The organism is Bathymodiolus thermophilus thioautotrophic gill symbiont (assembly GCF_003711265.1).
GTDB lineage: Bacteria > Pseudomonadota > Gammaproteobacteria > PS1 > Pseudothioglobaceae > Thiodubiliella.
This window is the reverse complement of sequence record NZ_CP024634.1, coordinates 543,879-570,875: the sequence shown is the minus strand read 5'-3', so window position 1 is coordinate 570,875 and position 26,997 is coordinate 543,879. Positions and strand designations below refer to the sequence as shown.

The window sequence follows — 26,997 nt, the reverse complement described above, 5'->3', positions numbered from 1 at the left end:
TTATGTTAAATGAAATCCAACAAGATGCTAATGAGCGCATGAGTAAAAGCATCGCTGCATTAGAAAACAACTTTAGTAAAATTAGAGCAGGCCGTGCACACCCCTCGCTACTGGAACAAATTCAAGTTGATTACTACGGCTCAATGGTGCCTATTTCACAAGTTGCCAATATTAGTGCAGAGGATTCACGCACACTAAAAGTATCACCTTGGGAAAAAGAAATGGTTTCAGTCGTTGAAAAAGCCATTATGACTTCGGATCTTGGGCTTAATCCACAAACCATGGGGCAAGTAATGCGCATCCCATTGCCACCACTCACAGAAGAGCGTCGCCGTGAATTGATACGCGTGGTTAAAGATGAAGCCGAGCAAGCCAAAGTTGCGGTGCGTAATATTCGCCGTGATGCCAATTCTGATTTTAAGGAACTGTTAAAAGATAAAGAGGTATCAGAAGATGATGCACGCAAGGCAGAAGAAAATGTGCAAAAAATGACAGATACACACATCAAATCTATTGATGAAAAGTTAAACGAAAAGGAAAGCTCATTGCTTGAAATTTAAAAAATACCCAATACCTTAGGCAATAAAAAAGCCCGCATTTGCGGGCTTTTTTAATGTTTATATTAACAGCAAAAACGATTAACCGCCATTGGCATCAACACAAGAAAAATATGTACTCCATCTGTTGGGAGAAAATACTGTACCAAGCGAATCTACTGGACCCATGCTGTATAAATAATCGCCAATTTTTGCTTTTCTAAAAATAGTAACATTGTCATCAGACAAACCCAGTTTTTCTTGGCAAGCAATATGCGAACCAACAGAAACAGTTCTACCGCCTACCGTTAATTTCGCTGTTCCTAGAGCTTGACTGTCAATAGAAAGACTTTGATTGCCAACAACAAGTGGGTTACTAACAACAAAAGGGGCTTGTTCATCAACAACAGAAGGAGCCTGATTACCAACAAGTAACTCGGTGCTTGGTATTATTACCTCTAATGACTCCACTGGGCCCTTATCACGATCATCACCACCCGCCATAACGCCCGTTGCTAAAGTAATTGCCACCACAAAGTTTAAAGTATATTTCATCATTTTTATCTCTCCAAGTAATTTAAAATTATAATATTTATAAGGCAGTATTTTATATTACTATATACCCTCTGATGAATAATTTTAAAAAACAATGCCTAGCATCAAAACTGTCACCCATAAGTGACGAATTGCTTGATCTGTCAAGGCAAGCATTGGCTGTTAATAATGGCAACATTCCCAAATGGGAAGCCGCTATTAACGAAATTAAAAGCCAACCCAAAGGCAACATTGGTTACCAAGCGCCCTACTTAACCATTCATGCTCAAGACAATAATATTGAAGCCTTACAACAATCCCTAAAACTGTTGATGCCATGGCGCAAAGGCCCCTATCAAATAGGCGATTTGCCACTTGATAGCGAATGGCGTGGCGACCTAAAATGGGACAGGGTATTGCCACACATTCAACCACTAAAAGGAAAAACCGTGCTAGATGTTGGCTCTGGCAACGGTTATTTCACTTATTTAATGGCACTAGCAGGGGCAGAAATTGCCTTGGGAGTTGAGCCATTTTTGTTATTCAATTACCAATTTCAAGCAATACAAACTTTAATCAACAACCCACCAAATGCGTTTGTCCTGCCACTCAAACTAGAGCAAATACCAGAAAAGCCATTATTTGATACCGTCTTCTCAATGGGAGTTTTGTATCATCAAAAAGACCACCTATTGCATTTACAACAACTTAAAACTGTATTGGCAGAAGGTGGCGAACTGATTTTAGAAACTTTGATTATTGATGAAAAATATGGCGAGCAAATCATTCCCCAAGAGCGTTATGCCAAAATGCGTAATGTTTGGTGTTTACCATCAACCAATACATTGCACACTTGGCTAAAAAAAGCTGGCTTTAAAACAATAAAATTGGTTGATGTGAAAAAAACTACGCCCGAAGAACAGCGAGCCACACACTGGATTGGCGACAACACGCAATCGCTTAAAGATTTTTTAGACCCTAACAATGATCATTTAACCATTGAAGGCTTGCCTGCGCCCAAACGGGCTATTTTTGTTTGTCAAAAATAAATGCAATCAGGTCTTTGTATAAATATGGATGATTAGCAAAATTCAATTTTTGCCCACTTGGTAATTTTCTTAAACCTTGTCCTAGCAGAGCTAAGGCTGGGTTTAAAAAATTACCAAGTGGGTGAAAAGTGGATTGTTGATGATTATTCATATTTGTGCAAAGGTCTCTCAGTATAATTACTTTCTTTTTTTGGGTATAAATTATTATGATTTTTCGCACATTCTTAGTGGCAATGCTCTGGTTTTCTACAAATATCTTTGCAGCGCCAAATATTGTGGTTAGCATCAAACCCATTCACTCCATTGTTAGCAGTCTAACGCAAGGAATAACAGAGCCAAAATTATTGCTAAAAGCCAACCAATCCGCACACCACGCTCACTTAAAACCCTCTCAATTATCTTTGTTAAACCAGGCAGATTTGGCTATTTTTATTCATCCTGACTTTGAAGAGGGACTTAAAAAAGTGTTAGCCAATCTTGATGTTGGTAAAACACTAATTATTGGCAATATGAAAAAGATATCTCTTATTCACAATCAGCATCAAAAAGCAATTAACTATCACCTGTGGCTAGATATCAACAATATGCAAATATTTGCCAAAAAATTGATTGAAAAATTGATTGAAATTGACCCTGATAACCGCTCAAAATACACAACCAATTTAAACAACTTTAATAAAAATTCAAATACACTCAAACAAACCATTGGGCAAAAATTATCCGCTTATAAGTCTAAAACTCTTGCCAGTTATGCCGATACTTTTGATTATTATACCCATGCCAATCAGTTAAAAAAATCAGTCAATATCACCAATTACCATGATGAAAAGTTAAGTATATTTAAAATGATTAAAGCCAAAAAGACCATGAAAAATACACAAACAAAATGCTTGCTTGCTACCACAGAAGTATCAAAAAAACGCCTCCATTCACTGACCGAAGGCCTGACTATAAATTCAACAAATATAGATATTATGGGCTTTGATGTCGCACAAGGCTCTGAACACTATTTTAAACTAATGCACAATATCACCAATAAAGTCACCCAATGTTTCAAATAAGATCGGCATTTAACAAAGCATCTTCTCGATATAACGAGAGTGCTTTTTTGCAAAAAGAAATCGCCCGTCGTCTTGACGCAAAATTGGAAGTCATCGCTGGCAACACAGACATTGTTTTAGATCTAGGTGCAGGCACAGGTTTGCTGTCTCAACCTTTATTAACACGCTTTCCAAGCTCAAAAGTTATTTGTTTAGATTTCGCCCAAGAAGCCCTTAAAAAAAATCCAGCAAAAAATAAATTATGCGCTAACGCCAACCACTTGCCCTTAGCAAACAATTGCGTGGATATTGTTATTTCCAGCTTAATGATGCAATGGTGTAGCGACCTCAATCAACTGTTCTCAGAATGCCATCGCGTCCTTAAAAATGATGGCTTAATACTATTTTCCACCTTTGGCCCCAACACGCTCAAAGAGCTTAAAAAAAGCTGGGCAGTGGTCGACAATCAAACCCATGTAAATTCATTTACCGATATGCACGACATCGGCGACCAGTTATTGCAAAACAGCTTCCAATCACCAGTAATGGAAATGGAAACCCTAACCCTAACCTACCAAACAGTAATGGATTTATTAAAAGACCTAAAAGCCATCGGCGCACAAACCGTCCACACCCGTTCCAAATCACTCACAGGTAAAAACAAGTTCCAATCCATGATTAAAATGTATGAATCCTATCGTCAAAATGGAAAACTGCCTGCCACCTATGAAGTGATTTATGGGCATGCTTGGAAAAAAATTAACGAAGTAAATGGTATCGCACTAGAACAAAGATAGCACTAACCACCAAAATTAACACGAGTCTTAACTAGGAAATAAGGGTGCCAACCTTGTGAAAAATAGTAAGAATGCTAGCCTTGTTAAAAGTTGTCATCCATGCTACTGTAAGTGAAATTGCAACAGCACAAGTAACCACAATAAAAACAGTAAAATACTGTCGCCTCTAACATTTTTCATTTCATCTAAACTAATTGTGGTTTTCATATCTGCTCCTTTGAGGGTAATCAAAAAAAAACTACATGGAACTTTTAGCATGCAAATACTGTTAAATAATAATATTGATGCCATTTTTAAAAATAAAATGACAAAGGGGTTGCGTCTGATTTTTAATGGAGATTTTGTGTAATGACTTATAAAGGCACCAATCCAAGAGCTGCAATTTTCAATATTATTAACGCCATTTCCTGGTGTAAATATTTTTTTTCTAACTTTAATAAATCAATTCTATATTTAAAACCACTGCTTTTAATGCGTTCTTTTTTTATAATATCGTTGCGACTTATTTCTAGTTTTAATCTGTTATATTGATGGTCAATATCACTTAACAAATGAATATTATTTTTATAGTTATTAACAAGCTTTGACCAGTTATTTCTAACCTGTAAATTAACTTTTCTTAAATTGTATGTGGATCGCTTTATGCGGTTATGTGAAATTATTTTTCCTGATGTGTGTCCTGGTTTATATAGTGGAAAATTTAATTGTAAGCCGTAAGCGTGGGATTCTTCTTTTAAATCATTAGTGCCATTAAATACCTTGTTATAGTTGAATACAAAATCTAATTTTGGGTAATAATCACTGCCTTTAATTTTTAATTTTAATTTTAATATTTGTTGTTCTAAATTAGAGATTTTTACATCTTTATTGTTATTAAAACGAGTGCTTGATATATTGATTAACGCTTGATAGGTTTTAGACCTAATCTCATTTTCAATGTTTTTATATGCGCTGGTTTTTACTGACAAAGCATTGCAATTAATGGGGTAAGTGGACTCAAATGATAGATTAAACCAAGTTTTTATATCATTTTTTCTGGACATACTGCGCTTTAGGTCTTTTTTTAACTTGCTTAAATCCTCGTTCAGTAACATTTTATTGATTTTATTATTGGTAAATTTATCAACACTACTGATGTGATTCATTAACTTTTTTTGGTATTCAAACATCACTCTCTTTTTTTGAATCTCATTGCAGAGCTTGATGTTATTTTCCAGTGCTTCAATATATAAATTGTGTATGATTTTTTTGAAAGCATAGACCTCTTTGTCAAATAGAAGTTTTTGGATTTTAATGAGATTACTTGATTGGTAACCGTTATACAAATTGTATGACAACAATAAATTGAATTTATTTTCTGTATATTGATCTGCTCTGTCCACCCTATTGGGAATGGTAAGAAAATTATCCAATCCTTGAATAGACCTATCAATTGAGTTGGCTATACTTCCAGTTATTTTTTTGTTTAACGATACGACAGATGCGTCAATAGAGGGGTGCCATTCTTTATCATGCACTTCTTGCATTAACAGCCTGTACTCATCTACAGAGTTTTTGGCAATTAATGCTTCTATATTGCTATAAAGAACAGTCAATATATCCTCTTTTATAACCAAAGAAAGGGCTTGATTTGATATAAAAAAAAGTATTAATAAAAAATATTTTTTCATTATTTAAATTTACTTTTTACAAAAAAAAGATGTAATCTATTCAGAATAGACCAGCATTCTGGATTATTCAACGCTAACAATTCAATTTTTTTCATTAAATCTGACCCCATGTCAAATACGCTATATTTATTATCTACTTTATAGTTATCGGGATACATGGGTGCTTGCATTTCAATCGTTTGATTTGTAAGTACAACAGGAATAATGACAGCGTCATACATTATGCTAATATCAATAGGGCTTCTGATCAATATTGCTTTTCTAGCAAACAAAGAAACTTTTATGTGTTTAAAATTATCAAAACTATCTGCCAAAGGCAAGTCAAAAAATAAATGAATGCAATTTGCTTGTTTGGTTTTTTGCCTAAAACTGCGTTTGTAATTTTTAGAATCGGTATTTAAATCAAGAAGCCCTATATTTTTATTATTTTTTGCATTCAAAGATTGCAAGGTTTTTAAAGTCTTTTCAGGGAATCCTCTGTGGATAAACAAATGACTTGTGTCTGATGTTGCCACCCTAGAAAATTTATACAAAATGCCTTCTATGCTCGCTATACGGTCAGAGCTATGCGTGTGAACAAACAATATTTTGCGCTTTGTACTTAGTTTAGAAATATCTTGCATAGAGATGCTGTTGCTAACAATTTGAATTTTATCTATATCTTCTTGATGATTGCGATATTTTGATATAACTTTATAAAATAGAATTTTCTCAACTTCTAAAGATCGAAGGCGGCTGGCTTTGTACGCTATATCATTAATTTGACTCACATTACTAATTTTTAAAAACTCTTTTATATTGCATTTGGCATTATAAATATCATTTTTAACTTGTATAGATATTTTAGACAGTAACCAAAAATAAAGGCGGTGTATTGTAAACAGCCCTTTTCGACCTCCGTACCTAGAAAAGAAAAGAAATAATGGCCAAAATAACAATCTTGTTATTAGGTAAATAGTCGTATTAAAAATAATTTTTATATAAAACATATTTTACAACTCAATAATATTTTTAAATCTATCGGAAATTGCTTTTTTATGCGTTACCAGTATCAGTCTTTTTTTGGTTTTTAGTATGTAATCTATAACAATATCTTCTGTTACGACATCCAGTGATTCTGTAGGTTCGTCCAATAGTAGTAAACTAGAATCTTTATAAAGCGCTCTTGCCAACATTATTCTGCGTTTTTGCCCCGTAGAAAATCGGTATTTGATGGATCCAATATGTCCCTCTAGTCCCCCCGGAACTTCGTTTAAGATACAGTCATACAAATCTAAACCTTTAAGGATATCTATTATTTTATTAATATTTATGCTTTTACTTACCGCTATGTTGCTCAATAAACTACCATCAAAAAATTCTTCAGTGGGTGCATAATATGACACTTGGCTACGCAAATATTTCAATGGGGTTTTATTAATATCTATATCATTGATATAAACCTGATTATCTTGAGGTCTATACAACCCAGATATTATATTTAAAATTGTTGATTTTCCCTTGCCACTTTTGCCTTTTATACACACTGATTCGTTGGCTGGAATGACATAGGAGAAATTCTCAAAAACTTTGGCTTTGGTTTTGGGGTAAGAATAAGTGAAGCCCTTAAATTCGATGCGTTTTGTTAAATCATGTATTTGTTCTAATGATTTATTGATGACTACATTTTCAGGCTCTGATATACCAATATTTTCTCTCTCTTCCTCAGATTCTGTATTGATTATATCAGCCATATATTTCATATGTACTCTGCTGAGGAATAATTCAATAGAGGAATCTAACAATCCAATTATACTAGACACAAATCTTGTCTTATAAAAGATAAAACTATAGAGCATTCCAACGGTAAATTTCCCTTCTGCAATCATAATAACACCAATATAAACTATAATCAAAGTATCTGCATGTTGTATAACATTACCAATAGATAAAAAAGTATTCCTCCAGTTATTTATCTTTTTTTCAGTTGCTAAACGCTTTCCAACACTTTCATCAAACTTGTCTAAATAATGATTGCTAACATTCAATCCCTTAATACTGGTTATATTTGTTATTATCTGTATTAGCGCTCCCTTCTCTTTACTGGAATCGTGAATGAGTACCGAATTAATCTTTGAAAAAACCGAATAAGTAATGAGTTTTAAAATGATATACAAGGTAACGATACCTAAGATTATTAATGTTAACTTGACACTATAAACAAACATAAGTGCGAGCATAATCATAGACAAAATTCCATCTAAAATAATAGTGGTTATTGATCGTGATATATTGGCGACAATAACGCTCAAACTGTCAAACTTTTGCATTATCGCACCTGCTGAGCGACTGTGAAAATATTCTATAGGCAGCTTCAATATTCTTGCCAATAATTTATGATAAAAACTTTTAATAACGCTTTTTTCTAAATTGATAATCAAGCTTTCTCTAACAAACTGCGCTATAACATCAAATACCCCGATGAAAATAAATGCCGTTAACAATAACAACATTAATTCCATATCGTTGTTAACCACCACATCATCCATTGCTAATTGCACATAAAATGGCTGGGCAATCAGTGCCAATTGAACAATTAAAGCAAACAAAAACACCTGGGTGTAAGTGTTAAATATTCCCTTTATAGATTTAATATAATTCAGCAAGGTGTATTTTTTTCTCAAATCTTTGACTGCAAAATCTTGTTCTTTTTTAATTTCCAATGCATACAATAAGTTCCCTCCTATTATTGGTGGCAACAGTGTAATAGGTATTTTTCTAGGGCCAGAAGCAGGGTCTATTATGTGGATAAAATTTTTAGTAATTTTTTTAAGCACAACAAAATGCTCTGAATAAAAATTTACAATACAAGGAACACTTAAAGAGCTAATGTCTTTTAAATCAACTTTAAAGCCTCTCGCTGATAAATTCATTTGTTCAGCATTGCTCTTTAAATCTTGAAACGAAGAGCCTTCAGAGGAAATAAAAAACTCATTTTTGTAGGTGCTTAAGTCCATTTGCAGGCCAAAATGATCGGCAATCATTAGTAAGCAAGCGTGTCCGCAATCTGCAACTTCCTCTTGTTGTATTACTCTCATACCTTTAGCCCTTAATGTTAATTCTTCTATAAACACCAAAATAAGGTTCGAAAAGCCACTCTATCAAAGTTCTGGTATCTAATATTAAATCTGCTGAAAATGTCATTTTTTCTATCAAATTAACATCTTTAGAATATATGGGCACCTTTTGTTGTTTGAGCCTTGCCTTGACTTCAAAAAATTCCACCTTCTTTTTGCTGTTTTCTAAGAAGAGAATATTCTTATAACTGGTAGGTGTTTTGGTGATATTAGAGATTGTCGCACCAAATGAGCCAAATTTTTGATATGGAAAGGTATCGTAATGAATGCCAATCTCCTGCCCTATAGAGACAAAGCCAATATCGGAAACAGGAACATAAAGTATGGCCTCTAATTCTGCATTTAATGCAGGCACAATATTCATTAGAAATTTATTAGGCCTTAAAGCATCGCCAATATTAAGTTGTAATATAGACACATATCCAGATATTGGTGCACGGACAAAGGAACTGTCTAGAGCGTTCTCATTTTGATTCTGAACTTTGTCTTTTGTTGATGCTAAAATACTTCTCTGTTTTTTAAGATTGCTATTAATTTTTTCTATATCCAGATCGTGTTTTTTAATTTTCCCACTTAATTCTATGAGTTTTTGCTCGGATGATATTAACTCGTTATAAGATATCAGTCCCAACTTAAATGCTTTCTTGTTTTTTTTGTGGTATTTAAAAACCTTGGCTTGCAAATTGTTAAAGTTTTTTAGTAATTCTATATTTTTTTGCAGGTCTTTGTCTAAGAGTTTAATATTGCCTAAAAGGGTATTGGTGTTATGTGATTTTGATATTTTGTTAAGTTTAACCAAGACATCCCCTGCCTTTACAAAATATCCGTTTTTAACACGAATATCAGAAACAATCCCCACTTCATTGGCAAATATCTTGCTCGTTTTTACGACTGGAGATAGGTATCCATTGACCATTGTTTTCTTGCTGTATTTTCCATTCAGAAGAAAAAATAAGGCAACGATAACGATAGCTACAATCAACATAGTAAACTTAAGATACCAATGGCTATCTTTATGCTCTACAATTTGGAATGTTCTGTACTCTTCATTGGTATTATATTTTTTCATAAAGTAAAAATACTTTGTATAAAAACAACCGCTTTAATGCAAAAAGTAGCTTTTTCAAAAATCTTATTCTATTTAACTAGCATTTTTGCTAATAGTTATGATTTATGTCACTACAATTAAAAAATATTATAGCCCCAAGAATTACAATAAGCGGAGGGGTCACTTCTAATATTTTTCATTGTGACTAAACCAATTGTAGTTTTCATATCTCCCCTTAAATTATTTTTGTTGGAATGGCTAAATTTTCTACAAGTTTTAACTATGAAACAACAGCTTTAACAAGCCCGGCTATTGAAAGTGCAACCCCAACCATAGGAATAAATATAAGCATGGCACCCAAGAAAATTAGGACATTAATGTCGCCACTTCCACCTCTAACATTTTTCATTTCATCTAAGCTAATTGTAGTTTTCATATTTTCCCCTTAAATTGTTTTTGTTGAAATAACTAAAATTTCCACAAGTTTTAACTATGAAACAGCAAGTCCAACCTCAACTATTCCAAGAGCAGGAGCAAGAACAGGAACAAGCATAATCAAAACACCTACGGGAATTATGATACTGTTGATGTTGCCACCCCTAACATTTTTCATTTCGTCTAAACCAATTGTAGTTTTCATATTTTTCCCCTTAAATTATTTTGTTAAAATGCTGGTTACTTTTTAAATCTTAACTAATAGAAATGTGAATCTTTTCAATAGTTGTAAACCACGCTACTTGAAATGAAATTACAAAAGCCCAAGAAACAACAAGAACAACACCCAAAACAATTGGGACAGCACCGCCCCTAACATTTTTCATTTCGTCTAAACTAATTGTAGTTTTCATGCTTGCCCCGTTTGAAAATAATTAAAAGACTGCAAGGCAATGATAACATAAAAATACTGTTAAATAATGACATTAACGCTATTTTCAAAAATAAAATAAATAATAAGACTGTTAAATTGAGACCTTTGCATACATATAAATAATCATCAAGAATAAAGGTATTACACTGTTTTAAAAAACTTTACTCACTTAAATTCAACAGGACAAATCTAAAAAAGAGACAGTGCCAACTTTATCCAAAAATCTGGGAACAAACCCACCACCAAAATCAGCACAGCGTTAATAGATAGAATCAGCTTTATGTCTATCGGTGCTGAGATGCTGATTTCTTTATCAGGTGCTTCAAAATACATAGATTTGATAATTTGTAGATAATAATAAGCACTGATAACAGCAAACACAACGGCAATAATTGCTACCACAATCATGCCATTAGAAACGACTTGTTGCAAGACAAATAATTTTGCATAAAAGCCGATGAATGGTGGCATACCTGCCATTGATAACATTACAATTAGCATCATTAGGGCGAACCAAGGTGAGTGCTTACTGAGCCCTTTGTAGTCGCTGATCAAATCTGCTTCAAAGCCTTTTTTGTTGAGCAAAATGATAATGCCAAATGCTGCTAAACTCATTAATACATACGCCAAAATATAGAATACTGCTGCGCCATAACCGCCGATCACGCCTGTGGAAAAACCTAATAAAACAAAGCCAATATGGGAGATGGTGGAATAGGCCAGCAGGCGCTTGATGTTAGTTTGTAGTAATGCGACAATTGAGCCTAATGCAATAGACAAAATTGCCAACATCATAAACAAATCTGACCAATAAGTTTGCATCGTCCCCAAGCCATCAACCAACAAACGCACCAACATTGCAACTGCGGCAATTTTTGGTACAGTTGCGATAAACATTGTTACCAAAGTTGGTGCACCTTGATATACATCTGGCACCCACATGTGAAACGGCACAGCGCCCAGTTTAAAGGCAATGCCAATAACCAAAAACACCAGGCCAAAATTAAGCACCAAAATGTCTCTTGAGGCTAAAGTTGCACCACTGGAGAATGCCATAACCTCGCCAATATTAAGACTGCCACTAATGCCATAAATCATACTCATGCCATACAACAACAAACCTGATGCGATTGCGCCTAATACAAAATATTTAAGTGCCGCTTCAACTGCTTCCGACCTATTACGAGCAATGGCGATTAATGTGTAAAGCGATAGAGATAAAATCTCTAAACCCAAATACAAAGTTAGCAAACTATAACCCGATACCATCACCATCATGCCCAATACTGACAACATCACCAAGACAAAATACTCGCCCCTAAATAAGGCATGTTGCAACAGATAATGGCGTGAATAAACCATTGTTACCATGGCTGCCACCATCATAAAGACTTTAAACACTGATGCCATATCATCCAATACAAATGAGTTTCCTAGAATAATGGTTTCAGGCTGTCCAATCAGATTAAACGCTAATACGCCAGTAATAAACAAACTTATTTGCGTTAAATAATAAGTAACTTGTTTGAATGGCTTGGTTAAAAATAAATCTAATAACAAGACAATAACAATGGCGCTTAATAAAAAGATTTCCGGCACAATTGCCGTTAACGAAGTGGTATCAAATTGGAAAGTATTTATCATAATTTTGAGGCTAATGCCTGATGTAATAAGTGGTCAATTGAAACATGCATAACCTCAATCACTGGTTGTGGGTATAAACCCATAATTAGCACAGCCAGTGCCAAGATTGCTAAGATTGAAAATTCACGGCCATTAATATCGTTAAGCGTTTGAACAGCTGGGTTGGTAATTTTACCCCAAAATACTCGTTTTACCATCCACAGCGTATAAGCCGCACCAACAATCAGCGTTGTGGCTGCCAATACGGCATACCAAATATTCGCCTGCACAGCGCCTAAAATTATCATAAATTCACCCACAAAACCTGAGGTACCTGGCAATCCTACATTCGCCATTGCAAATAAAACAGCAAAACCAGTAAACTTAGGCATGGTGTTAATCACGCCCCCATAAGTTGAAATCTCTCTCGAGTGTAAACGGTCATACAACACACCAACCACCAAGAACATGGCAGCTGAAATAAAGCCATGCGAAATCATTTGCACCATTGCCCCTTCCAAGCCAAGAAATGCACCTTCTGGACTATTTGGATTGTAAGCTAAAAACAAAGCAAATACACCAAGCGTAACAAAACCCATGTGTGAGATTGACGAATAGGCAATCAATTTCTTCATATCTCGCTGCACCAAAGCCACAAAACCAATATAAACAATAGCAATCAATGACAAGGCAATCATTACACCCGAAAATTGTAAAGATGCATCAGGCGTGATTGGCAATGAAAAACGGAAGAAACCATAACCACCCATCTTCAACATAATTGCCGCCAAAATAACAGAACCACCAGTTGGTGCCTGCACATGTGCATCAGGTAGCCAAGTATGCACAGGGAACATCGGCACTTTCACCGCAAATGCCATAAAGAATGCCCAAAAAATCCATGCCTGCTCTGCCACTGTCAAACTAAGGTCGTGCATATCTAAAATTGAAAACGAGCCACTTTTGTTATACATATAAATCAAAGACAGCAGCATAAATACCGACCCTAAAAAAGTATACAAGAAGAACTTAATCGCCGCATAAACACGATTATCACCCCCCCAAATACCCACAATCAGCAACATAGGAATAAGCGACGCCTCCCAAAAAGCATAAAACAAAATTGCATCAAGGGAGGAAAATACACCAATAATCAAACCCTCCATTATCAAAAATGCCGCCATATAATGTGCCGGTCGTTTTTGAATCACTTCCCAACCTGCGGCAATCACTAAAATAGTAGAAAAAGTTGTTAAAATAATCAACGGCATAGAAATGCCATCAACCCCCAAATGATAATGAATGTTAAAGTGTGTAATCCAACTGCTTTTTTCGACAAACTGCATCAAATGTGTTGATGAATCAAAGCCCGTCCATAAACTTAACGACATCACAAACACCAAAATCGAAATCGCCAAACTCACCCAACGAGCGGTAACTGCCCGCTCATTGCCCAACAAAACAACCAATCCGCCACCAAAAATTGGCAACCAAATTAACAAACTAAGTATAGAATTTTCCATAATTAAATCACCAGTAATGGCTTGTCGCCCATAAACAGCGTCCAAGTCAAAATAATTAATAAACTAAAAATCATAAAGAAGGCATAATGATAAACATAGCCCGTTTGAATGGGACGAACAATAGAAGCAACAAAGCCAACAAACTTAGCGCTACCGTTTACGATAATGGAATCAATAAGGGTAGAATCTGAAACTTTCCATAAAACATTACCCAATTTCTTAATGCCCTGCACAAATACAATCTCATTAAAACGATCAAATCCGTATAAAGATTGCAATACATAATCAATAATAGAGAATTTTTTCTGCACCCAGTCCGCCCACTTGGTTCGATAAATTGAGAACACCCAAGCAGTAACAATACCGCCAATCATCATCCAAAATGGCACAGTTTGCACGGCATGAAAAATCATCGCTGTCGCCCCATGAAATCCATCACTCAGCCCAGCCATTGACACATGACTCGATGTAACGGTAATAGCATTGTCCAACCAACCCATAAACAACATCGGCTCAATCGTAAAATAACCAATAATTGCCGAAGGAATGGCTAACATTATTAGCGGAAGCGTAATTGATAACGGCGACTCATGCAAATGGCTTTCAGTATGAGAATCAACACGCGACTCACCGTGAAACACCAAGAAAAACAATCTAAATGAATAAAACGCCGTAATAAAAACACCTGCAACCACAGCATAATAAACCCAATTGGCATACGGTAAATTAGAAAAATGCACTGCTTCAATAATCATATCCTTTGAATAAAACCCAGAAAAACCCGGAAAGCCAATAAGTGCCAAAGTACCAATCAAACCTGTCCAATAAGTAATAGGCATTTTTTTACGCAAACCACCCATCTTACGAATGTCTTGTTCGTGATGCATTGCCACAATCACCGAACCTGCACCCAAGAATAACAATGCCTTAAAAAATGCATGAGTCATCAGATGAAAAATTGCCACTGAATAAGCACTCACACCCAAAGCAACCGTCATATAGCCCAACTGCGACAAAGTGGAATACGCCACCACTTTCTTAATGTCATTCTGCACAATGCCAAGCAATCCCATAAACAAAGCGGTAATGGCACCCACAATCATAACCACAGTAAGTGCCACATCGCTCATTTCAAACATCGGCGACATGCGTGATACCATAAATATACCTGCTGTTACCATAGTGGCAGCGTGAATAAGTGCTGAAATTGGCGTAGGGCCTTCCATTGAACCTGGTAACCAAACATGGAGGGGCACTTGCGCTGATTTTCCCATAGCACCAACGAATAGCAACAAACAAATCACGGTAATTAAATCCATACCCCAAAGTTGTTGATTGAGCGTGTTATCGAGACTGGAAAAAACTTCTGCATAATCAAGTGAACCGCTAAATGCCAACACCAAACCAATGCCCAATAAAAAACCAAAATCACCCACACGATTCACCAAAAAGGCTTTCAAATTCGCCTCAACAGCACTTTCTTTGTGATGCCAAAAACCAATCAATAAATAAGAAACCAAGCCTACCGCCTCCCAACCAAAGAACAACTGCATAAAGTTATTACTCATAACCAGCATAAACATTGAAAAAGTAAACAAGGAAATATAACTAAAAAATTTGGTATAGTCTTTGTCATCGTGCATATAGCCAATGGTATAAATATGCACCATTAACGATACAAATGACACCACTACCAACATTACTGCGGTTAAATTATCCACCAAAAATCCAACGCTGATATTTAATCCACCAATCTGCATCCAAGTATAAAGATTTTGATTAAAAATCGCACCTTGTTCTAGCACATGATAATTAAAAACCATAAGTGCCAGCACCGTAGAAACCAGCACGCCTAAAACCGTAATAGTATGCGTTGCTGTGCGACCTAGTGTGCGACCAAAAAAGCCTGCAATCATAGCACCCAATAAAGGTGAAAGTGCAATTGTTAAGTAAAAATTTTCCATAATCAATTCACCATCTTTTGTTTAACAAAATTTTGCATACTATTAATAATTTGTTGTCCTATTACCTCACCTAACACTGGCGGAACAGCGTTGCCAATTTGTAAATTTTTAGAAGTTTTGCTACCATAAAACACATAATTGTCGGGGAAACCTTGTAGCCTTGCCCCTTCTCTGGTGCTTAAAGCTCTATTTTGAAAAGGATGAATACACCTTGAAGAAGAAGGTGTTCCAAAGTTCCTGGTAATCGTTGGAGCAACTGTATAAGGCAATAATCTAGCATAGGTATTACTAAAATAACTTTTTGGCCTCAATCTTTTTGGTAAATCATTAACTGAACCACCTTGGGGCACAAGCGATAAAATTTCTTGCATTTTTGCGCCATAGTTAGAAGCATTATGTTCAGTTAGTATTTGACAATTCCCTCTTAATTTTTCTTGATAACGATTAACAACTTGATGATATTTTTTCGATGATCCGTTTGTTTTAATAGGTGGCAAATCAGAAATAGCCTCTATTAAGGATATCTTGCCAAACAAATGTGTTGCAGTTGGTAGAAATACTTTATTCAGCTCTTTTTTCCAAGCTAAAACGATTGTTCTTAATCGTTTTTGCGGCAATCCAAAATCAGAAACATCTAAGATAGTTGTGGCACTATTAAAGCCTAAATTATCTAGTTTTGATAACAGTTCTTTATAAACCTTACCTTGATACATGGTTTTAAAGCCTGCAACATTCTCAAATATTACATAATTTGGATTTAGTTGAGTCACAACTCTTAAAAATTCATAAAAAAGATTGTTGCGACTGTCCTTTTCATTTTTAGAACCCAAAGTGCTAAATCCTTGACAAGGTGGGCCACCTGAAACGAGAGAAATATTTTTAATATTAAGTTTTTGCAATTCTTTCTTAAAATCGATTTTACGAATGTCACCATTAAGCATTTTTGTATTTGGATGATTATTCACATAAGTTTGCGCAAAATCTTTTTCTATTTCATTCGCCAAAACAACTTTAAATCCTGCTTTATTTAGTCCTAAACTTAAGCCACCAGCGCCTGAGAATAATTCTACTGCATATAAATCATTCATATATCTAACCCCAAATTTTTTAATGACGGCAAAGCATCTAATAACCGCCATTTAAAATAGCTTTGATCGATAGAAAAAACACTCTGTCCTTCCATTTGTTGTCTTGTTACAAAATTAACATCATTGTCTTTAATGCTATCTAATCTAATAAAAGCAACTTGACCATTAAAAACATCTATATGTATACAAACAGTTTTGATGTTTTCATTTTGAAAAACTTTTTTAGCTTCTCTTACTTTATGTTCTTTAATGTCATTAACACCTTGAAATCCAGCCTGCACTTCAATATTAATAACCTCTCCATTCTTTTGGATTTGTAAATCTGCTGTTGGTGTTCTTTTAAAAGTATCGATATTTTTTAAATCATCATCACCAATATTAGTCATTAGATTCGCATCTATTTCAAATAGTTTGGCAAAAATAGGTTTAAATAATTCTACAAGAGCAAATCCTCTTAACCATGAAAACAAAACCTGTTCTGGCCTTCTGCCTTGGTTGTTTAGTTTTAATATCATGTCATTATTTTTAAGAATTTTATAAGGGCGGGCAATGTATTCCTTACTAAATAAATCTAAATTATTATTTTTTAAGTCGTCAACCAATATTTTATTAAGGTTCTCTAAAATTTCAATTAACTGCTTGTTAAGAAGTTCTATATACGCATAATCTATATCAGGTTTAATGTCTTTTACTGCTAAAAAAGACTTAGCATCATCCTGATTAGAAAATCCCAATTCTAAACGATATTTTTTAAAATAATCTGCTGAATTTTCCATAATCATCCTTTCAAACTATTAGTAACATCAACACTAATAGAGCCTTTGTTTCTAAACAATAAAGTTAGAATCGCCAACCCAATTGCAACTTCTGCCGCTGCCACCGTTAAAATAAAGAAAACAAAAATCTGCCCCGCCTCATTGCCTAAAAAATGAGAAAAAGCAATAAAATTCGTATTGACTGCCACCAAAATCAACTCAACACACATTAATAAAGTAATAATATTGGTTCGATTGACAAAAATACCAACCAAGCCAATGCAAAAAATAATGGCACTCAAAATTAAATAATCACTCAAACTAATCATGATTTTTCTCCCTTATTCGGCGTCGCAATGGAAACCAAGCGCACTCTGTCTTTGGCTTTAACGCCAACCTGCTCTGCAATATTTTGACTCTTGCGATTGCCTTCGTTTCTATGCACCAAGGTAATCGCTGCAATAATTGCAATTAACAACAATACCGCCGCCAATTCAAACGGATACACATAATCAGTATAAAGTTGCATTGCCAAAACGGTAATATTACTATAATCCGCTGCATGCCTTTCTGGTGCTGCTATTACCTCTAAACCAAATTGATTAGAGCCCAATACCAATGCCATTTCAGCCACAATAATGATTGCCACAACCAAACCCAGTGGCAAATACCCTGCAAACTTCGCTCGCAGGGTAGATTTATCAATATTCAGCATCTTAATGACGAACAAAAACAGCACCATCACCGCACCAACATACACCAAAATTAAAGTAATTGCCAAAAACTCTGCTTCCAATAAAATCCAAATACTTGCTGCAGAAAAGAAAGACAAAATTAAAAATAACACAGCTTTTGCTGCATTACGCGAAAAAATCATTGCTAACGAACTGGCAATAAACCAAAACGAGAAAACATAAAATAATATTTGATCAAATGTCATAACCTACCTTTATTAATTACTTTTTTTAGAGACCTTTGCATAAATATGGATGATTAGCAAAATTCAATTTTTGCCCACTTGGTGATTTTCTTAAACCTTGTCTTAGCAGGACTAAGGCTGGGTTTAAAAAATTACCAAGTGGGTGAGACGAGGATTCTTGATGATTATTCATATTTATGCAAAGGTCTCTTTTAATAACCTTTGTCTCAAGAACACATAAACTTCCGCCATTTGTCTTTCTGTGTTGTTGCCATTTATACGCCGCCATATTTTTACCCACCTTTATCATTCTATTCTGAATGCGTTGCACCAAGACTGATAAAGTCCCAATGGCAATATTAATAATTTCATTGACCTTAGTATTCATTATCTGTATTTAGCATCCTCTAATTTGGTCTTATCAATCATCTTTTTATTCTTATCGCCGATTTCCAGCAAATGCGCTTTATCAATAATGCTACCGTCTCTTGAGCCGACAAAAGCATAATCAAAAATTTGTGTTTCTACAATGGCATCAACAGGGCAAGCCTCTTCACAAAAACCACAAAAAATACACTTAAACAAATCAATGTCGTATTGCGTGGTGCGTCTTGTGCCATCTTCACGCATTTCAGATTCAATGGTGATGGCATTCGCTGGACAAACGGCTTCACAAAGTTTGCAAGCAATACATCGCTCTTCACCATCTGGATAACGACGCAAGGCGTGTAAACCTCTGAATCTTGGTGAAATTGGGGTTCTTTCTTCAGGAAATTGAACGGTAATTTTTTTGTTGACCAATTCTTTGGCTGTGATTTTCATGCCACTACGCAATTCGCTCAAACTAAAGTTTTTAACCAATTTTTTAATGTTATTTATCATAAGTTACATCTCCAAGCCCCAAGGCTAGAACCAAGGTCCTATTTTAAGTTGCGTCATTAACGCCACCACAAAAATCCAAACAATCGTCCAAGGTAAAAATACTTTCCAAGACAAGCGCATAATTTGGTCATATCGAAAACGCGGAAAGGTTGCACGCACCCATAAATATAAAAACATAAAGAAAGTTGATTTTGCCAACAACCAAATAATACCCGGCACCCAAGCAAAACCCGACTCTAAATAAGCAACACCCTCAAATGGAGAGTGCCAACCGCCAAAAAATAATATCACTGCCAACACTGCCATAAAAATCATATTGGCATATTCCGCCAAAAAGAACACGGCAAAGGTCATGCCCGAATATTCAACATGTGTGCCACCGACAATCTCAGATTCCCCTTCAACCACATCAAATGGCGCCCGATTGGTTTCCACCAAAGCCGAGATAAAAAAGATAATCATCATCGGAAATAAGGGGATCCAATACCAATTTAAAATCCCCCCTTTTTGTGCCATTACTATATCATTCAGATTCACACTGCCTGCAATCATAACCACAGTTACCAAAGCAAAACCTATGACAATTTCATAAGAAACCAGCAACGATGCACTACGCAATGCACCTAATAACGGATACTTAGAATTTGATGCCCAACCTGCTAAAATAATACCATAAACCCCTACCGAACCAATTGCCAACACATACAACAAACTAATATCCAAATTAGCAACATAAACACCTTCGTCAAAAGGAATCACCGCCCAAATTGCAATCGCAGGCGCAATCGCCAATACTGGTGCCAATAAAAACAGATAAATATTCGCTTTACTTGGAAATATAATTTCTTTAGTCATCAACTTTAAAGCATCTGCAATTGGCTGTAGCCAGCCTTTTGGCCCAACACGATTAGGGCCGATGCGCAATTGCATATAACCAATCACCTTGCGCTCAGCATAAGTGAAATAAGCCACTACCAGCATTAACGGCACCACTAAAGCAATGGCCTTAATTAAAATAATTAAAATAGTGGCAATTGCCCCATCAAACCAAGGTATTAAGTCGTGTATCCATTGCCAAATTTCTATCATGATTTACCTCCAGTTGATTGGTTTGCATTAACAAAAACACAATAATCAGCAACTGCTTCACTAATCAAAACTGGCACACCCAAATAATGCTCACCTACGGATACTTCCAGCGTTTTAGCGGTGGCTTTGTTCATTGATGCACTGTGTATTTTCCCAATTTTAGTGGCTTGCAATGAATTTGCATGTCGGGACAAAACATCCGTCGCATAAGGTGATTTTTGCCAAATTACACTCACACCTTGTTTAACTGTTGTATCAATATCTTTGTCATCTTCTTGTTGCTTATGACTCTGATTTGAGATTTCATTAGCAACTTGCACAGAATTAGCAAAATGGAACCCCGGTAACTCTAGCAAATCTGCTAATACTTTTAGCACTTTCCACGCTGGCTTAACCTTACTTGGTGCACTAACAGATGCTGAAAATGACTGCACTGCACCCTCAATATTAACATGAGATCCTGAGGTTTCGTAAAAACTTGCGATTGGCAATAATACATCCGAATATTGAGCAATTGCCTCGTCTTTAAAACTATTTAAAGAAATAACGAAATTGTCTTTATTATTTAACGCCTCAAGCGCTTGAACAGAATTATGAAAATCAAACTGCGGATACACATCTAATAAAACAGTGGCCTTTAAATCCGTTGCCAACATTGCATTTGCATCTAAGCCCCCTTTGCCAGGGACAAATCCTGTTAATGCACCTGCCATTGAATTTGCCGTTGCACTCATATTTAGCGTTGTAGAATTGGTTTGTTGGGCAATTTTACTGATTAATTGTGCAATGCTTGAGGCTTGAGGGTTGTTAATAATATGTTCACCCAAAATAATGGTTGAGTGGTCTGAATTTACTAAATTATCTGCCAATTTTTTTGCCACATCACTCACTTTAATTGTGCTTAAAAATTCTGGAATTTCCGCATTAGAGGTTTGTAAAATTGACTTTAACACCTCTGCCAATATGAGTGCTGTCCGATTTGGCGCAATGATATTTTCACTGTTTAAGCGATAATTAAAATCAAATGCCATGACATTAATCACATCAATGCTAGCACCAGACAATGACGCTTTGCGCAAACGATGGTTAATCATAGGCTGCTCCAACCTTGGATTAGAGGCAATAATTAATGCATGGTCAACGCCTTCTAATGCCACTAATTTGATATTGGATTCTAGGGCAATTGTATTATTTAAATCCTTGACATTCAGGCGATAGTCAATATTTTCAGAACCTACTTCTCTTAACAGTTTTTGCAATAAATGAAATTCCTCAAGCGTTGCTGTATTTGAAGCCAATGCACCCAATTTATTAGCTTGACGAGTATTCAGCACATTATTAGCCAAACCACGCACAGCAAAATCAAGTGCCACACTCCATTCAACTTCTTGCCATCTGTCCTCTACTTTAATTTGTGGAGTAAGCAATCTGTTTTCATGTGCCAAACCTTCATAGGAAAAACGATCTTTATCAGAAATCCAAGTTTCATTCACATTCTCATTGTCTTTAGCAACAATGCGTTTAACCTTACCTTTATAAGTCTGCGTATAAATACTGGAACCAACCAAATCGTGTCTGGCAATATTGGCGACAGAATTCATCTGCCATGTCCTTAATTCATAACGAAATGGCTTGGAAGTCAACGCACCCACTGGACAAACATCAATCATATTACCCGAAAGTTCTGATTGAATGCCCTCGGCTAAAAATGGTTCAATCTTCAAATCTTCACCACGACCCGTACCGCCCATTTCCATAATGCCACCAATCTCAGCGCCAAAACGCACGCAACGGGTGCAATGAATACAACGGGTCATATCGGTTTGAATTAAAGGACCAATATCGCCATCATTAACCACCCGCTTGCCTTCGCTAAATCGTGAAACATCTGAGCCATAGCCCATTGCCACATCTTGTAATTCACACTCGCCACCTTGATCACAAATTGGGCAATCAAGTGGATGATTAATAAGCAAAAATTCCATTACTGCTTGTTGCGAAGCCTTGGCTCTCTCGTTTTGAGTATGCACCTTCATACCCTCATTAACAGGTGTGGAGCAAGCAGGTTGTGGCTTTGGTGCACCTTCTACATCCACCAAGCACATCCGGCAACTTGCTGCAACTGAGAGTTTTTTATGATAGCAAAATCTTGGCACACTAATGCCTTCTCTGTCTGTAACAGCAATCAGCATCTCGCCTGCTTTGGCGTTGACTAAGTTACCATCAATTTCAATTTCAATATCAGCCATTATCCTTCCACCATACTCTTGCCGTGTTCAATATAATATTCAAATTCTTCACGGAAACATCGCAAAAAACTCTCTACTGGCATAGCAGCCGCATCACCAAGCGCACAAATCGTATTGCCCATAATTTTATCACTCACACCTAATAATAAATCAATGTCATCCGCCTTACCTTCACCGTCCATAATGCGCTTTAACACACGATACAACCAACCTGTGCCTTCACGACAAGGGGTGCACTGACCACAAGATTCATCATAATAAAAATGTGCCAATCGGGTAAGTGTTGCCACCATACAAGTGGAATCGTCCATCACAATCACCGAACCTGCGCCCAACATAGAGCCTACTTTTTCAATACCGTCATAATCCATGGTCATTGTCATGGCAACATCGGCTGTTAATACGGGGGTTGATGAGCCACCGGGAATCACGGCTTTTAACTTTCTGCCCTTTTTAATGCCACCCGCCATTTTTAATAATTCTTTAAACGGCATGCCCATTGGCACTTCGAAATTAGATGGGTTTTGCACATGACCTGTAACAGAAAACAATTTACAACCGCCAGCATTTGCCACGCCAATATCTGCAAACCACTGCCCACCTTGTGCCAAAATTTCAGGCACAGAGGCGAAACTTTCTGTATTGTTAATCGTAGTTGGCTGTCCAAACAAGCCTACATTTGCAGGAAATGGTGGTTTAAATCTAGGTTGGCCTTTTTTGCCCTCAATAGATTCTAACAATGCGGTTTCTTCGCCACAAATATAAGCGCCTGCACCTAAATGCGTGTGCAAATCAAAATTCACGCCACTGTCCTCAATATTTTTTCCCAATAAACCCGCTTGATAAGCCTCTTTTAATGCACCTTCAAAGCGCTTAAATGGCTCCATAAATTCACCACGAATATAGTTGTAACCCACGCTGGCATTCATAACAAATCCCCCAATAGCCATACCTTCAATCACAGCGTGAGGATTGTATCTAAGAATATCTCTGTCTTTACAAGTACCCGGTTCGCCTTCGTCTGAATTGCAAACCACATATTTTTGCATCTCAGAATTGCGTGGCATAAAACTCCATTTAAGTCCAGTGGGAAAACCTGCACCACCACGGCCACGCAAACCCGAGGCTTTTAATTCATTAATAATGTCTTCGGGCGTTAGTTCGCCTTTTAGAATTTTACGCCAAACGCTGTAGCCGCCATTTTGCTCGTACACTTCAAGCGAGTAACAATTTTTCTTATCTAAGTTTTTAAAACAAACTTCATTCATTTTAAATTATCCACAATTTCATCAATTTTTTGTTGGGTTAAATTTTCATAATATTGGTCACCAATTTGAAACATCGGCGCACCCACGCAAGCCCCTAAACACTCAACTTTTTTAACATTAACCAAACCATTTTCCGTCACTTGCCCCGTTTTAACGCCTAATTTTTCCTCTAAATAAGCAATCAAATCATCCGCACCATTCAACATACAAGAAATATTATGACAAAAACGAATGGTGTGCTTTCCTACAGACTTATGATTGTAATTTTCATAAAATGTTGCCACCTCTTGAGCGGCAATACCTGGCATCTCCAGGTAATCGGCTACCGCTTGAATGACATCTGCACTCAAACGATTTTCATTTTCTGCCTGCACAATCTTTAATGCTTCCATTACCGCAGAACTTTGGCATCCTGCTGGATATTTTGCCACCCAAATATCGATGTGTTCTTTTGCTTGCTTAGAAATCATAGTGCTAAATCTTTCATCCTTATAAAAACAAGTGTTTTTCCTTTTAACATGGCAAACGCAGGCGCAAACAAAAAAATACAGCGAACATTGTGCAACTGAATATTTTTCAAGTCCAGCACAGTTAAAAAGGAAAAGGCGAAGTTTCTCATCGGTCAATCTCTCCAAAAACTATATCTTGCGTGCCAATAATGGTAACAACATCTGAAAGCATATGTCCTTTTGTCATCTCATCCATGGCTGCCAAATGGGCAAAACCGGGGGCGCGAATTTTCACACGATAAGGTTTGTTTGCACCATCAGAAATCAAATAAATGCCAAACTCCCCTTTGGGGTGCTCAATGGCTGAATAAACTTCACCCTCTGGCAGACAGTAGCCTTCGGTAAAGAGTTTAAAGTGATGGATGAGCGACTCCATATCGTCTTTCATATCCTCACGATTTGGTGGTGCTACTTTGTGGTCGTCACTCATAACCGAACCTGGATTATTTTTTAGCCAATCAACACACTGTTTAATAATGTGATTAGATTGACGCATCTCTTCCATACGCACCAAATAGCGATCATAACTATCACCTGTAACGCCCACTGGAATATCAAATTCTAATTGGTCGTAAACTGCATACGGTTGATTTTTTCTCAAATCCCACGCCACGCCAGACCCCCGCAACATAGGCCCAGTAAAACCCAATTGCTTGGCACGATTAGCGGAAACAATGCCAATATTTACCAAGCGTTGCTTCCAAATACGATTGTCTGTTAACAAATCATCATATTGTTTAATACTTTTCGGAAATTCTTTAACAAAATCATCAATAAAATCCAATAACGAACCTTGACGATTCTTATTCATCACTTCCAATTCCTTGGATTTGCGGAAATTATTTTTAAGATATTTTGGCATTTTATCGGGCAAATCACGATACACGCCACCCGGACGATAATAAGTCGCATGCATTCGGGAGCCCGATACCGCCTCATAACAATCAATCAATTTTTCCCGCTCGCGAAATGCATATAAGAAAATACTCATTGCCCCAACATCAAGCCCATGCGTACCCAGCCACATTAAATGATTAAGAATGCGAGTAATTTCATCAAACATTACCCGAATATATTGCGCTCGTTGTGGCACTTCCAGTGCTAACATAGTCTCAATTGCCCGCACATAAGCATGCTCATTACACATCATGGACACATAATCCAATCTGTCCATATAACCAATAGACTGATTATAAGGCTTGGATTCTGCAAGTTTTTCTGTGCCACGATGTAACAAGCCAATATGCGGGTCAGCGCGTTCAATCACTTCGCCATCAATCTCTAAAATTAGACGGAGCACACCGTGTGCCGCTGGATGTTGTGGGCCAAAGTTAAGCGTATAGTTGCGAATTTCTGCCATTTTATTTCCTAATTACCCGTGGAATATTCACATTGGGTTCAATACTCACTGGCTCATAAACCACTCTGCCCAACGCTTCATCATAACGCATTTCAACCTCACCAATCATAGGGAAATCTTTGCGCAATGGATGCCCAACAAAACCATAATCTGTCAAAAGACGGCGTAAATCTGTATGATTTTCAAACAAAATACCCATCAAATCAAAGGCTTCTCGCTCATACCAATCTGCTGCTGCCCAAATGCCTGTTACTGTTTCAATCATTGGTTGTGCTTCGTCAACAAATGCCTTTACACGAAGTCGATAATTCTTACTCACTGACAATAAATGATAAACCACAGCAAAGCGTTTTTCGTGCCTATCCTCACCACCACACGCCTCACGACCTCTACCAAAACCTGAAGAACTGGCATCAGCCTCCCAATCAGACTGTCCGTAAGTCAAATAATCCACACCACACAAATCAATCAAAGTATCAAAAAAGAAAAGGTCTCTAAGCGCTAAACACGACTTAATAATATCAGCAGTGGTTACCGTTACAGTCAATTCACCAAACGCTTCAACAATATTGTTTGCGCCAAATTCTTCAATTAATTGTGCTTTTAAATCTTGCATTTAAGTTCTCGCAATAGTATTGGTGCGTTTAATTTTATCCTGCAATTGCAAAATACCATACAACAACGCCTCCGCAGTCGGCGGACATCCCGGCACATACACATCCACAGGTACAATACGATCACAGCCCCGCACAACCGCATAAGAATAATGATAATAACCACCACCATTTGCACACGAACCCATAGAAATAACCCAGCGAGGCTCAGGCATTTGGTCATAAACCTTGCGCAAAGCGGGTGCCATTTTATTGGTCAGCGTGCCAGCCACAATCATTAAATCCGATTGGCGTGGCGTTGGTCTAAAAACAATGCCAAAACGATCCAAATCATAACGCGACGACCCCGCCTCCATCATCTCGACCGCACAACATGCCAAACCAAAAGTCATTGGCCACAACGAGCCTGTTCTTGCCCAATTAATGACTTTGTCCAGCGAAGTGGTTACGAACCCTTCTTTCATTAAACCTTCAATTGCCATAATCAGTTTCCTTG

General features: G+C 36.6%; 29 protein-coding genes. 4 read left to right on the top strand and 25 right to left on the bottom strand.

Annotation, left to right across the window (positions count from 1 at the left end; translation table 11 throughout):
• Positions 1–2: 2 nt before the first annotated feature.
• Positions 3–560, top strand: a complete 558-nt coding sequence (gene frr / locus MS2017_RS01965; RefSeq protein WP_122951091.1) for a ribosome recycling factor — start codon at positions 3–5, stop codon at positions 558–560.
• Between the two features lie 78 nt (positions 561–638).
• Here the strand turns inward: frr and MS2017_RS01960 are convergent, their stop codons facing one another.
• On the bottom strand, positions 639–1,094 hold the full coding sequence (locus tag MS2017_RS01960; RefSeq protein WP_122951090.1) for a hypothetical protein: 456 nt from the start codon (positions 1,092–1,094) through the stop codon (positions 639–641).
• Between the two features lie 71 nt (positions 1,095–1,165).
• On the opposite strand from MS2017_RS01960, the gene cmoB reads away from it, so the two are divergent.
• Positions 1,166–2,119, top strand: a complete 954-nt coding sequence (gene cmoB, locus MS2017_RS01955; RefSeq protein ID WP_241156947.1) for a tRNA 5-methoxyuridine(34)/uridine 5-oxyacetic acid(34) synthase CmoB — start codon at positions 1,166–1,168, stop codon at positions 2,117–2,119.
• Here the strand turns inward: cmoB and MS2017_RS11065 are convergent.
• On the bottom strand, positions 2,097–2,270 hold the full coding sequence (locus tag MS2017_RS11065) for a hypothetical protein (protein WP_164707568.1): 174 nt from the start codon (positions 2,268–2,270) through the stop codon (positions 2,097–2,099). The two genes, cmoB and MS2017_RS11065, sit on opposite strands and share 23 nt — an antisense overlap.
• A 55-nt stretch (positions 2,271–2,325) precedes the next feature.
• Between MS2017_RS11065 and MS2017_RS01950 the strand changes: the two genes are divergently transcribed.
• Both MS2017_RS01950 and bioC read left to right on the top strand, forming a co-directional pair.
• Positions 2,326–3,180 carry a metal ABC transporter solute-binding protein, Zn/Mn family gene (locus MS2017_RS01950; protein ID WP_122951088.1) on the top strand — a complete coding sequence of 285 codons (855 nt, stop codon included), beginning with the start codon at positions 2,326–2,328 and terminating at the stop codon, positions 3,178–3,180.
• On the top strand, positions 3,168–3,956 hold the full coding sequence (bioC, locus tag MS2017_RS01945; RefSeq protein WP_122951087.1) for a malonyl-ACP O-methyltransferase BioC: 789 nt from the start codon (positions 3,168–3,170) through the stop codon (positions 3,954–3,956). The genes MS2017_RS01950 and bioC overlap by 13 nt, the downstream gene beginning before the upstream one ends.
• Positions 3,957–4,309: 353 nt before the next feature.
• Here bioC and MS2017_RS01940 read toward each other — a convergent pair whose 3' ends face one another.
• The 23 genes from MS2017_RS01940 to MS2017_RS01845 all read right to left on the bottom strand — a co-directional run bounded on the left by MS2017_RS01940 (position 4,310) and on the right by MS2017_RS01845 (position 26,983).
• Positions 4,310–5,626: a TolC family protein gene (locus MS2017_RS01940; protein ID WP_122951086.1), complete on the bottom strand. Its 1,317-nt coding sequence runs from the start codon at positions 5,624–5,626 to the stop codon at positions 4,310–4,312.
• Positions 5,626–6,615 (bottom strand): hypothetical protein, encoded by a 990-nt coding sequence (locus MS2017_RS01935; RefSeq protein WP_071565165.1) that lies wholly within the window; start codon positions 6,613–6,615, stop codon positions 5,626–5,628. The genes MS2017_RS01940 and MS2017_RS01935 overlap by 1 nt, the downstream gene beginning before the upstream one ends.
• Positions 6,616–6,618: 3 nt before the next feature.
• Positions 6,619–8,703 carry a peptidase domain-containing ABC transporter gene (locus tag MS2017_RS01930; RefSeq protein WP_122951085.1) on the bottom strand — a complete coding sequence of 695 codons (2,085 nt, stop codon included), beginning with the start codon at positions 8,701–8,703 and terminating at the stop codon, positions 6,619–6,621.
• Between the two features lie 4 nt (positions 8,704–8,707).
• On the bottom strand, positions 8,708–9,811 hold the full coding sequence (locus tag MS2017_RS01925; protein ID WP_122951084.1) for an HlyD family secretion protein: 1,104 nt from the start codon (positions 9,809–9,811) through the stop codon (positions 8,708–8,710).
• Positions 9,812–10,070: 259 nt separating this feature from the next.
• The gene (locus MS2017_RS11060; RefSeq protein WP_158009465.1) at positions 10,071–10,226 is read right to left on the bottom strand and encodes a hypothetical protein; all 156 of its coding nucleotides are present in this window, start codon (positions 10,224–10,226) and stop codon (positions 10,071–10,073) included.
• A 54-nt stretch (positions 10,227–10,280) separates the two neighbouring features.
• The gene (locus tag MS2017_RS11055) at positions 10,281–10,430 is read right to left on the bottom strand and encodes a hypothetical protein (RefSeq protein ID WP_158009466.1); all 150 of its coding nucleotides are present in this window, start codon (positions 10,428–10,430) and stop codon (positions 10,281–10,283) included.
• Positions 10,431–10,479: 49 nt separating this feature from the next.
• On the bottom strand, positions 10,480–10,638 hold the full coding sequence (locus MS2017_RS11050; protein ID WP_158009467.1) for a hypothetical protein: 159 nt from the start codon (positions 10,636–10,638) through the stop codon (positions 10,480–10,482).
• 209 nt (positions 10,639–10,847) lie between these two features.
• Complete coding sequence (gene nuoN, locus MS2017_RS01920) at positions 10,848–12,302, bottom strand: NADH-quinone oxidoreductase subunit NuoN (RefSeq protein WP_122951083.1); 1,455 nt, start codon at positions 12,300–12,302, stop codon at positions 10,848–10,850.
• On the bottom strand, positions 12,299–13,804 hold the full coding sequence (locus MS2017_RS01915) for an NADH-quinone oxidoreductase subunit M (protein ID WP_122951082.1): 1,506 nt from the start codon (positions 13,802–13,804) through the stop codon (positions 12,299–12,301). The genes nuoN and MS2017_RS01915 overlap by 4 nt, the downstream gene beginning before the upstream one ends.
• 2 nt (positions 13,805–13,806) lie before the next feature.
• Positions 13,807–15,768, bottom strand: coding sequence for an NADH-quinone oxidoreductase subunit L (gene nuoL / locus MS2017_RS01910; RefSeq protein ID WP_071565171.1), 1,962 nt, complete (start codon positions 15,766–15,768; stop codon positions 13,807–13,809).
• Between the two features lie 2 nt (positions 15,769–15,770).
• Positions 15,771–16,856 carry a DNA cytosine methyltransferase gene (locus MS2017_RS01905; protein WP_071564049.1) on the bottom strand — a complete coding sequence of 362 codons (1,086 nt, stop codon included), beginning with the start codon at positions 16,854–16,856 and terminating at the stop codon, positions 15,771–15,773.
• Positions 16,853–17,632 (bottom strand): restriction endonuclease, encoded by a 780-nt coding sequence (locus MS2017_RS01900; protein WP_122951081.1) that lies wholly within the window; start codon positions 17,630–17,632, stop codon positions 16,853–16,855. The genes MS2017_RS01905 and MS2017_RS01900 overlap by 4 nt, the downstream gene beginning before the upstream one ends.
• A 2-nt stretch (positions 17,633–17,634) precedes the next feature.
• Positions 17,635–17,940: an NADH-quinone oxidoreductase subunit NuoK gene (nuoK, locus tag MS2017_RS01895; RefSeq protein ID WP_122951080.1), complete on the bottom strand. Its 306-nt coding sequence runs from the start codon at positions 17,938–17,940 to the stop codon at positions 17,635–17,637.
• Positions 17,937–18,551 carry an NADH-quinone oxidoreductase subunit J gene (locus MS2017_RS01890; protein ID WP_122951079.1) on the bottom strand — a complete coding sequence of 205 codons (615 nt, stop codon included), beginning with the start codon at positions 18,549–18,551 and terminating at the stop codon, positions 17,937–17,939. The genes nuoK and MS2017_RS01890 overlap by 4 nt, the downstream gene beginning before the upstream one ends.
• 25 nt (positions 18,552–18,576) lie before the next feature.
• Positions 18,577–18,723 carry a hypothetical protein gene (locus MS2017_RS11045; protein WP_164707567.1) on the bottom strand — a complete coding sequence of 49 codons (147 nt, stop codon included), beginning with the start codon at positions 18,721–18,723 and terminating at the stop codon, positions 18,577–18,579.
• Positions 18,724–18,917: 194 nt separating this feature from the next.
• Positions 18,918–19,412: an NADH-quinone oxidoreductase subunit NuoI gene (nuoI, locus tag MS2017_RS01880; RefSeq protein ID WP_122951077.1), complete on the bottom strand. Its 495-nt coding sequence runs from the start codon at positions 19,410–19,412 to the stop codon at positions 18,918–18,920.
• Between the two features lie 24 nt (positions 19,413–19,436).
• Positions 19,437–20,501 (bottom strand): NADH-quinone oxidoreductase subunit NuoH, encoded by a 1,065-nt coding sequence (gene nuoH, locus MS2017_RS01875; RefSeq protein ID WP_071564852.1) that lies wholly within the window; start codon positions 20,499–20,501, stop codon positions 19,437–19,439.
• On the bottom strand, positions 20,498–22,750 hold the full coding sequence (gene nuoG, locus MS2017_RS01870; protein ID WP_122951076.1) for an NADH-quinone oxidoreductase subunit NuoG: 2,253 nt from the start codon (positions 22,748–22,750) through the stop codon (positions 20,498–20,500). The genes nuoH and nuoG overlap by 4 nt, the downstream gene beginning before the upstream one ends.
• Positions 22,750–24,018: an NADH-quinone oxidoreductase subunit NuoF gene (gene nuoF, locus MS2017_RS01865; protein WP_122951075.1), complete on the bottom strand. Its 1,269-nt coding sequence runs from the start codon at positions 24,016–24,018 to the stop codon at positions 22,750–22,752. The genes nuoG and nuoF overlap by 1 nt, the downstream gene beginning before the upstream one ends.
• Positions 24,015–24,488 (bottom strand): NADH-quinone oxidoreductase subunit NuoE, encoded by a 474-nt coding sequence (gene nuoE / locus MS2017_RS01860; RefSeq protein WP_122951074.1) that lies wholly within the window; start codon positions 24,486–24,488, stop codon positions 24,015–24,017. The genes nuoF and nuoE overlap by 4 nt, the downstream gene beginning before the upstream one ends.
• A gap of 145 nt (positions 24,489–24,633) precedes the next feature.
• Complete coding sequence (locus MS2017_RS01855) at positions 24,634–25,887, bottom strand: NADH-quinone oxidoreductase subunit D (RefSeq protein WP_122951073.1); 1,254 nt, start codon at positions 25,885–25,887, stop codon at positions 24,634–24,636.
• A gap of 1 nt (position 25,888) precedes the next feature.
• Entirely contained in the window at positions 25,889–26,503 is a 615-nt protein-coding gene (locus tag MS2017_RS01850; protein ID WP_071564847.1) for an NADH-quinone oxidoreductase subunit C, read from the bottom strand.
• Complete coding sequence (locus MS2017_RS01845) at positions 26,504–26,983, bottom strand: NuoB/complex I 20 kDa subunit family protein (RefSeq protein ID WP_071564846.1); 480 nt, start codon at positions 26,981–26,983, stop codon at positions 26,504–26,506.
• Positions 26,984–26,997 lie beyond the last annotated feature (14 nt).